Consider the following 7,977-nt stretch of genomic DNA (forward strand, 5'->3'; position numbering starts at 1 on the left):
CCCCTGTTTCCAGGAGGCCTTGTTGTTCGTCTTCGCATTCTTTCTCACACGACGAAACGCCTCCCAGTCAGGGGAAGGTAAAAAAGAATGCGAAGAAAAACGGTGTGCGTGGCATGGTCTACCTAAGGTTAATGCGATCAGGTTTTAAAGTAACCGCTGGCCTTTACCCCGTCAACAAAAATACCCGACAAAAAACGCGCCCTCGGGCGCGTTTGATGCGGCAATCGCTGTCGGACGGTTATTCTTGCTCTTGCGTGACTTCCGGCACGATGTCTTTCACGCTGGCATTGCAGCGGCGCGCTTCGCCTTTGTGCTGCACCTTGTTCAGCTGGCGCTCCAGCTTGGCGATCAGCTCATTAACGGCGGTGTACATGTCATCATGTTTGGCGCTGGCGACCAGCGGGCCGTTAGGCGTGGTAATGGTAGCGTCGGCGACAAACCCCTGCGGTTCTTTAGATAAGACGATATGTGGGTTTATCAGCTGGGTCTGCCATTTTTCCAGTTTGGTGAGACGGTCTTCGACGTGATTGCGGATTGCGGGAGTGATATCCATTTGTTTGCTGGTAATGTTCAATGTCATATAACTTACCTCTCTGTCTTTCCGTCTTGGTGAATCCAGCATACCCCGCTTTTTGTTTAAATGCGTGATGTAAATCACGATTTTTTGTCACTTTTTGCAAAGTTAGTTCAATCTGTGATTCAGCATCTGAATTGGCTATCTAATGCTTGAGAGTTGCCGCCGGATGGCGCATTATCGATGAGTTGACCGGTGAGGGGCGCTAGCTAACACCGTGTTTTTACTTGTGTATTTCTCCAGTAAAAAACCGGTCCACGCCAATGAAAACGGCAGCCGAGGCTGCCGTTTTGTTTTTCTGTCTTTGCCGACGCGCGGTTATTGCGGGTTGGCGGCGATCACTTTGGCCACTTTGTCAGCCTGGCCGTTCAGCTGCAGCTGCTTGTAGGCATTTTCCATCAGCGGCAACACGTCGTGCGTCGCTTTGGTATCCGGGAATTCACGCAACATCTGCTCGGCGCGATTAACGACCGCGACGTAAGCACCGCGTTTAGTGTAGTATTCCGCCACCGAAAGCTCATACTTGGCCAAGCGGTCTTTCAGATACACCAAACGCTTGTTGGCGTCGGTCGCGTATTGGCTGTTCGGGTATTGCTGAATCAACTGGCTGAAGTCGCGGAACGCAGCGCGAGCGTGCTGAGGATCGCGGTCAGAACGGTCAACCCCGAAGAAGCCCTGCAGTGCGCTGTCATCGAGCGCCATGTCGGTCAGGCCGCGCATGTACATCACGTAATCGATGTTCGGGTGCGTCGGGTTCAGACGCATGAAGCGATCGATGGATGCCTGAGCCATCGGCAAGTCGGCAGCCTTATAGTAGGCGTAAATCAAATCCAGCTGGACCTGCTGGGAATACGGCCCGAAAGGATAGCGGTTATCTAACGCTTCGAGTTGCGTAATCGCGCCCTTGAAGTTACCGTCCTGCAGTTTTTGCTGCGCGGTAGCATAGATTTCCGAAGGTGGGTTGTCGGGAACCGCATCCTTGGATGTGGAGCAACCTGCCAGCGCCAGGCTCAACGTGGCTGCCGCCACCAGATATTTCATACGCGTCATGACGTTTTGATTATCCTCAGGGTGTTATTCCGGGAGACTGTCCGTTAAGCTCCCGACAAAGACCAGGTACAATAGCACATTATATTAAACGGCATCGCCGTGAAAACCCAACGTTAACGAAGAAGCTGCATATGGCACAACAAGTACAACTCACCGCAACGGTGGCCGAATCTCAACTCGGACAACGTTTAGATCAGGCTTTGGCCGAATTGTTCCCTGATTATTCACGATCTCGCATAAAAGAGTGGATCCTGGGCGATCGGGTGAAGGTCAATGGCAAAACGTCAAATAAACCGAAAGAGAAGGTGCTGGGCGGAGAGACCGTCGCCATCGATGCACAGATTGAAGAAGAGGCGCGTTGGGAGCCACAGGATATCGCGTTGGATATCGTCTATGAAGACAGCGACATCCTGGTGATCAACAAACCGCGCGATTTGGTGGTGCATCCTGGCGCCGGTAACCCGGACGGCACGGTGCTCAATGCGTTGCTGCATCATTACCCGGAAATCGCCGACGTGCCGCGTGCCGGCATCGTACACCGTCTGGATAAAGACACCACCGGCCTGATGGTGGTGGCGAAAACCGTGCCGGCGCAAACCCGGCTGGTGGAAGCGCTGCAGGCGCGTGAAATTACCCGTGAATACGAAGCGGTGGCGATCGGCACCATGACCGCCGGCGGCACGGTAGAAGAGCCTATCGCGCGTCACTCTACCAAGCGCACCCACATGGCGGTGCACCCGATGGGTAAACCGGCGGTGACGCACTACCGCATTATGGAACACTTCCGTGCGCACACCCGCCTGCGCCTGCGCCTGGAAACCGGCCGAACTCACCAGATCCGCGTGCACATGGCTTACATCAGCCATCCGCTGGTGGGCGATCCGCTGTACGGCGGCCGTCCACGTCCGCCGAAGGGCGCTTCGGAAGCCTTTATCAACACCCTGCGCGGCTTTGACCGTCAGGCGCTGCACGCCACCATGCTGCGTTTGTATCATCCGATCAGCGGTATCCAGATGGAGTGGCATGCGCCGCTGCCGCAGGACATGGTCGATCTGATCAACGCGCTGAAGGCGGACACCGAAGAATTCAAAGATCAGATGGACTGGTAATGAATTCACTCATTCTGCCCGACTGGCCGTTGCCTTCCGGCGTTAAGGCCTGCAGCACCACGCGCGGCGGCGGCACCAGCCTGCCGCCTTATGACTCGCTGAACCTCGGCACCCACGTCGGTGACGAGGAGCAAGCGGTGAAGCGCAATCGGGAACGGTTGGTTACCGCCGCCGGCTTGCCGCAGATGCCGGTGTGGCTCGAGCAGGTGCACGGCACCCGCGTGGTGACGTTGACGGGGCAAGCGCCCGCCGATCTGCGGGCGGATGCGGTGTACAGCAACGTGCCGGGGCAGGTGTGTGCCGTGATGACGGCGGATTGTCTGCCGGTGCTGTTCTGCTCGCAGAGCGGCGATGAAGTGGCCGCCGCCCACGCCGGCTGGCGTGGGTTGTGCCATGGCGTGCTGGAACAAACCGTGGCGGCGTTCAGCGCCGCACCGGGCCAGATCCGCGCCTGGCTGGGGCCGGCGATTGGCCCGCAGCAGTTTGAAGTCGGGCCGGAGGTGCGTGCCGCCTTTATCGCGGAAGACGCCGAAGCCGCGGCGGCGTTTATGCCGCACGGCGATAAGTTTTTGGCTAATATCTACTTACTGGCACGCCAACGTTTGTTGCGGGCAGGCGTGCAGGCCATCTATGGTGGTGACCGCTGCACGGTTAACGAAAAGAGTCATTTTTTCTCCTATCGACGCGATGGAATAACCGGACGTCTGGCAAGTTTAATCTGGCTGATATAACCTATTGAATTAGGACGATCCAACGACGCATGGCGTTGTACCGAAAATTTAGCGTCGAGATAACCTTGAAAATTTGAGGGATGACCTCATTTAATCTCCAGTAGCAATTTCGACCCATCTTGGAGGTGTTATGCGTCTGGATCGTCTTACCAACAAATTCCAGCTTGCCCTCGCCGATGCCCAGTCACTAGCCCTTGGGCACGACAACCAGTTTATTGAACCGCTACATCTGATGAGCGCCCTGCTCAATCAGGAAGGGGGCACGGTTCGTCCACTATTAACTTCCGCAGGTATCGATGCCGGGCGCGTGCGCACCGAAATCGAACAGGCGCTGTCCCGTTTACCGCAGGTAGAAGGCACCGGTGGCGACGTTCAACCGTCCCACGAGCTGGTGCGCGTCTTGAACCTGTGCGACAAGCTGGCGCAGAAGCGCGCGGACAAATTCATTTCTTCCGAGCTGTTTGTGCTTGCGGTGCTGGAAGACCGCGGCTCGTTGACCGACTTGTTGAAAGCGGCCGGCGCAACGGCCGACAAAATCAGCAAAGCCATTGAACAAATGAGAGGCGGTGACAGCGTGGAAGACCAAGGCGCCGAAGACCAACGGCAAGCATTGAAGAAATACACCATCGATCTGACCGAACGCGCCGAACAGGGCAAACTTGACCCGGTAATCGGCCGTGACGAAGAGATACGCCGCACCATCCAGGTGCTGCAGCGCCGTACCAAAAACAACCCGGTGCTGATCGGCGAGCCTGGCGTGGGTAAAACCGCCATCGTCGAAGGCCTGGCGCAGCGCATCATCAACGGCGAAGTGCCGGAAGGGCTGAAGCACAAGCGCGTATTGTCCCTCGATATGGGCGCCTTGATCGCCGGCGCCAAGTACCGCGGCGAGTTTGAAGAGCGCCTGAAAGGCGTGCTCAACGATCTGGCCAAGCAGGAAGGCAGCGTTATCCTGTTTATCGACGAACTGCACACCATGGTCGGCGCCGGTAAGGCGGATGGCGCCATGGATGCGGGCAACATGCTTAAGCCGGCGCTGGCGCGCGGCGAGCTGCACTGCGTCGGCGCGACTACGCTCGACGAGTATCGTCAGTATATAGAAAAGGATGCGGCGCTCGAACGTCGTTTCCAGAAAGTGTATGTGGCGGAGCCGAGCGTGGAAGACACCATCGCTATCCTGCGCGGCTTGAAAGAACGTTACGAACTGCACCACCACGTGCAGATCACCGACCCGGCCATCGTGGCGGCGGCAACGCTTTCACACCGTTATATCGCCGATCGTCAATTGCCGGACAAGGCTATCGACCTGATCGACGAAGCGGCGTCCAGCATTCGTATGCAGATGGATTCCAAGCCGGAATCGCTCGACAGGCTTGAACGCCGCATCATTCAGTTGAAGCTGGAACAACAGGCGTTAAATAAAGAGTCTGACGACGCCAGCAAGAAACGCCTGGACATGCTCAGCGACGAGCTGGGGCAGAAAGAGCGCGAATATTCGGAGCTGGAAGAAGAGTGGAAAGCGGAAAAAGCCTCGCTCTCCGGTACTCAGAACATCAAGGCCGAACTCGAGCAGGCCAAAATCACTCTGGAGCAGGCGCGCCGCGTCGGCGATCTGGGGCGGATGTCGGAACTGCAGTACGGCAAAATTCCTGAGCTGGAGAAACAGCTCGCCGCCGCCACGCAGGCCGAAGGCAAGAGCATGAAGCTGCTGCGCAACCGGGTGACCGATGCGGAGATTGCTGAAGTGCTGGCGCGTGCGACCGGGATCCCGGTTGCCAGAATGCTGGAAGGGGAGCGTGACAAACTGCTGCGCCTGGAGCAAGAGCTGCATTCGCGGGTTATCGGCCAGGACGAAGCGGTCAGCGCGGTCTCGAATGCTATTCGCCGCAGCCGCGCCGGATTGTCCGATCCTAACCGGCCGATCGGTTCGTTCCTGTTCCTGGGCCCGACCGGGGTGGGGAAAACCGAGCTCTGCAAAGCGCTGGCTTCGTTCCTGTTCGACAGCGACGACGCCATGGTGCGTATCGACATGTCCGAGTTTATGGAGAAACACTCCGTTTCTCGTCTGGTCGGCGCGCCTCCGGGTTATGTCGGCTATGAAGAGGGCGGTTACCTCACGGAGGCCGTGCGCCGCCGGCCTTATTCGGTGATTCTGCTGGATGAAGTCGAGAAAGCGCACCCGGACGTATTCAATATTCTGTTGCAGGTGTTGGATGACGGCCGACTGACCGATGGTCAAGGCCGTACCGTCGATTTCCGCAATACTGTGGTGATCATGACGTCCAACCTGGGCTCCGATCTGATCCAGGAGCATTTCGGTCAGATGAACTACGCGCAGATGAAAGAGTCGGTGATGGAGATGGTGAGTCACCACTTCCGTCCGGAGTTCATCAACCGTATCGACGAAGTGGTGGTGTTCCATCCGCTGGGCGAGAAACACATTGCTGCAATTGCCAAGATTCAGCTGTCGCGTCTCTACAAGCGTTTGGAAGAGCGCGGTTACGAAGTGACCATGACCGAACCGGCCCTGGCGCTGTTGAGCAAAACGGGTTACGACCCTGTATATGGTGCGCGTCCGTTGAAACGCGCTATTCAGCAGGAGATCGAGAACCCGCTGGCGCAGCAAATCCTGTCCGGTAAGCTGATCCCCGGCAAGCTGGTCACGTTGGATGTGGAAAACGACCATATCGTTGCACGCCAATAACGGCAATCGAGCGTAATAAAGATGAAAGGGAGCGGGTGACCGCTCCCTTTTCTTTATCTTCGTTTGTCCCTATTTACAGGGTTTGCCGCTATTACTGTGCTAAAAGTGGTATTTTTTGACTAATAAACATCCAAAAAAGGCATTTCGGGTGATTATTTGAGCGATTGAAAAGTTTTTTGCAATTAGGGGTTGCGGCCCGCCGAGAACTCCCTATAATGCGCCTCCACTGACCGGGAACAACGACTGACAAGCCGCCGGGTCAGCGAGAAGAAAGCGAAATAAACGCTTGACTCTCCGGGCGAAAAGCGTAGTATACGCAGCCCGCGCCGATGAGTTTCTCGGCACTGCTCTTTAACAATTTATCAGACAATCTGTGTGGGCACTCCACAAGACGATATCCAGCATCTTCGGATGCAAAAAAATATCAAGTCTTGAAGAGTGACTAACTGAAGTAACATTCATGCAGTAAATCTTTGAGCATCGCTTCTCGCGTGGAAGCAAATCAAGCTTTTAATTGAAGAGTTTGATCATGGCTCAGATTGAACGCTGGCGGCAGGCTTAACACATGCAAGTCGAGCGGTCGCACAGGGGAGCTTGCTCTCTGGGTGACGAGCGGCGGACGGGTGAGTAATGTCTGGGAAACTGCCTGATGGAGGGGGATAACTACTGGAAACGGTAGCTAATACCGCATAACGTCGCAAGACCAAAGAGGGGGACCTTCGGGCCTCTTGCCATCAGATGTGCCCAGATGGGATTAGCTAGTAGGTGGGGTAATGGCTCACCTAGGCGACGATCCCTAGCTGGTCTGAGAGGATGACCAGCCACACTGGAACTGAGACACGGTCCAGACTCCTACGGGAGGCAGCAGTGGGGAATATTGCACAATGGGCGCAAGCCTGATGCAGCCATGCCGCGTGTGTGAAGAAGGCCTTCGGGTTGTAAAGCACTTTCAGCGAGGAGGAAGGTGGTGAGCTTAATACGGTCATCAATTGACGTTACTCGCAGAAGAAGCACCGGCTAACTCCGTGCCAGCAGCCGCGGTAATACGGAGGGTGCAAGCGTTAATCGGAATTACTGGGCGTAAAGCGCACGCAGGCGGTTTGTTAAGTCAGATGTGAAATCCCCGGGCTCAACCTGGGAACTGCATTTGAAACTGGCAAGCTAGAGTCTCGTAGAGGGGGGTAGAATTCCAGGTGTAGCGGTGAAATGCGTAGAGATCTGGAGGAATACCGGTGGCGAAGGCGGCCCCCTGGACGAAGACTGACGCTCAGGTGCGAAAGCGTGGGGAGCAAACAGGATTAGATACCCTGGTAGTCCACGCTGTAAACGATGTCGATTTGGAGGTTGTGCCCTTGAGGCGTGGCTTCCGGAGCTAACGCGTTAAATCGACCGCCTGGGGAGTACGGCCGCAAGGTTAAAACTCAAATGAATTGACGGGGGCCCGCACAAGCGGTGGAGCATGTGGTTTAATTCGATGCAACGCGAAGAACCTTACCTACTCTTGACATCCAGAGAACTTTCCAGAGATGGATTGGTGCCTTCGGGAACTCTGAGACAGGTGCTGCATGGCTGTCGTCAGCTCGTGTTGTGAAATGTTGGGTTAAGTCCCGCAACGAGCGCAACCCTTATCCTTTGTTGCCAGCGGTTCGGCCGGGAACTCAAAGGAGACTGCCAGTGATAAACTGGAGGAAGGTGGGGATGACGTCAAGTCATCATGGCCCTTACGAGTAGGGCTACACACGTGCTACAATGGCATATACAAAGAGAAGCGACCTCGCGAGAGCAAGCGGACCTCATAAAGTATGTCGT

At 56.0% G+C, this 7,977-nt stretch carries 6 protein-coding genes, 1 rRNA gene and 1 other annotated feature (1 of these 8 running past the window's edge); of the genes, 4 read left to right on the plus strand and 3 right to left on the minus strand.

The window, feature by feature from the left end; translation table 11 throughout:
- Positions 1 to 116: a sequence feature (Phe leader region), on the minus strand (it extends 11 nt beyond the left edge of the window).
- The 3 genes from ACJ8QI_RS17015 to bamD form a co-directional block, all read right to left on the minus strand.
- Entirely contained in the window at positions 68 to 115 is a 48-nt protein-coding gene (locus tag ACJ8QI_RS17015; protein ID WP_101428074.1) for a hypothetical protein, read from the minus strand. (Overlaps the previous feature by 48 nt.)
- A 122-nt stretch (positions 117 to 238) precedes the next feature.
- Positions 239 to 580 (minus strand): ribosome-associated translation inhibitor RaiA, encoded by a 342-nt coding sequence (gene raiA, locus ACJ8QI_RS17020; protein ID WP_004932457.1) that lies wholly within the window; start codon positions 578 to 580, stop codon positions 239 to 241.
- A gap of 312 nt (positions 581 to 892) precedes the next feature.
- The gene (gene bamD, locus ACJ8QI_RS17025) at positions 893 to 1,624 is read right to left on the minus strand and encodes an outer membrane protein assembly factor BamD (protein ID WP_004932456.1); all 732 of its coding nucleotides are present in this window, start codon (positions 1,622 to 1,624) and stop codon (positions 893 to 895) included.
- Between the two features lie 131 nt (positions 1,625 to 1,755).
- Between bamD and rluD the strand changes: the two genes are divergently transcribed.
- From rluD to ACJ8QI_RS17045, 4 genes are all read left to right on the plus strand, one after another.
- A complete protein-coding gene (rluD, locus tag ACJ8QI_RS17030) occupies positions 1,756 to 2,733 on the plus strand; it encodes a 23S rRNA pseudouridine(1911/1915/1917) synthase RluD (RefSeq protein WP_004932452.1) in 978 nt (325 codons plus the stop codon).
- The gene (gene yfiH / locus ACJ8QI_RS17035; RefSeq protein WP_442532850.1) at positions 2,733 to 3,464 is read left to right on the plus strand and encodes a purine nucleoside phosphorylase YfiH; all 732 of its coding nucleotides are present in this window, start codon (positions 2,733 to 2,735) and stop codon (positions 3,462 to 3,464) included. The genes rluD and yfiH overlap by 1 nt, the downstream gene beginning before the upstream one ends.
- A 130-nt stretch (positions 3,465 to 3,594) precedes the next feature.
- On the plus strand, positions 3,595 to 6,168 hold the full coding sequence (gene clpB / locus ACJ8QI_RS17040; RefSeq protein ID WP_025301647.1) for an ATP-dependent chaperone ClpB: 2,574 nt from the start codon (positions 3,595 to 3,597) through the stop codon (positions 6,166 to 6,168).
- 511 nt (positions 6,169 to 6,679) lie between these two features.
- Positions 6,680 to 7,977 (plus strand): 16S ribosomal RNA (locus tag ACJ8QI_RS17045); the annotation flags it as partial.

Origin of the sequence: Serratia sp. CY84636 (assembly GCF_052166245.1) — a bacterium.
Classification (GTDB): Bacteria; Pseudomonadota; Gammaproteobacteria; order Enterobacterales; family Enterobacteriaceae; genus Serratia; species Serratia nevei.